Raw genomic sequence first — 1,260 nt, forward strand, 5'->3', positions numbered from 1 at the left:
AGCCTTACCCGCTCTGACTTTTCCGCTGTTCTTCCTTATTGGATGAAATTGGATGGAAAAATGGAGTTCGATGTGTCATAACCCATTCGGATGGAAACGGATGGGATAATGGATGACGGCCCTTGATCTCGCGAAATTGCGTATCACGCCTGAGATCCTGTCGTTGATCGCCGAGATCGACGAATTCAAAGGTGCGTGGCGAGCGCTCGGTCGTATCGCGCCTGACCGGCTCTCCAACTTGCGGCGAGTCGCGACGATCGAAAGCATAGGATCGTCGACCCGTATCGAAGGCGCAAAACTGAGCGACCGCGAAGTCGAAAGGCTGCTCTCGAACCTCCGAATCGGCTCGTTCACCAGCCGAGACGAACAGGAGGTCGCAGGCTATGCCGAGGTGATGGAAACGATCTTCTCCTCCTTCGACGCGATCCCGCTTAAAGAAAATCACATCCGCCAACTCCATCGCGATCTACTCGCTCACTCGACCAAAGATGAGCGACACCGGGGAAACTGGAAAACCCTTGCCAACAACGTCGAAGCCTTCGACGAAGATGGACGAAGCCTGGGCGTCGTCTTCGCGACAGCATCTCCCTTTGATACGCCCGGCCGGATGTCGGAACTGATGTCCTGGAAACAGGCCCAGGAGAAGGATGGGACGTTTCACCCTCTGCTCATCGTCGCTGTCTTCGTGGTGGTCTTTCTGGAAATCCATCCTTTTCAAGACGGCAATGGCCGCCTGTCGCGAGCCTTGACCACTTTGCTGCTCCTTCGGGCGGGCTATACCTACGTGCCATACAGCTCTCTCGAAAGCGTTGTCGAACAGAACAAGGAAGCCTATTACCTCGCGCTTCGTCGAACGCAGGGCACGATCCGGACAGATCAACAGGACTGGAATCCGTGGATCGAGTTTTTCCTCCGGAGCCTGCAGCGCCAGAAGCAACGGCTCGAGCGCAAGATCGAACGTGAACGCATCCTGCTGGGCGACCTGCCGGAGTTGTCGGTTTCGATCCTCGAACTGGCGCGTGAGCGCGGGCGCGTTACGGTGATGGATGCGGCCAAGGCCACAGGCGCAAGCCGCAACACCGTCAAGGATCATCTTCGGGCGTTGACCGAGCAAGGACATCTCACCCTTCATGGAGCGGGTCGCGGGACCTGGTACGGCCTGAACTAAAGCCGGAGTGATTGGTCCGCCGATGCGCCGGGATCGGAGCCATGGCCCAACTGTACGCGGCCGCCATTGCCACGTCCCTTAGCCGGTCGTTA

At 57.8% G+C, this 1,260-nt stretch carries 1 protein-coding gene; it reads left to right on the forward strand.

The genetic code is table 11. The features are described from left to right. The first annotated feature begins 163 nt into the window (after positions 1-163). Positions 164-1,168, forward strand: a complete 1,005-nt coding sequence (locus tag RRH01S_RS33045) for a Fic family protein (RefSeq protein WP_234711815.1) — start codon at positions 164-166, stop codon at positions 1,166-1,168. Positions 1,169-1,260 lie beyond the last annotated feature (92 nt).

It is taken from the genome of Rhizobium rhizogenes NBRC 13257 (assembly GCF_000696095.1).
In the GTDB taxonomy this organism is placed as follows: Bacteria; Pseudomonadota; Alphaproteobacteria; order Rhizobiales; family Rhizobiaceae; genus Rhizobium; species Rhizobium rhizogenes.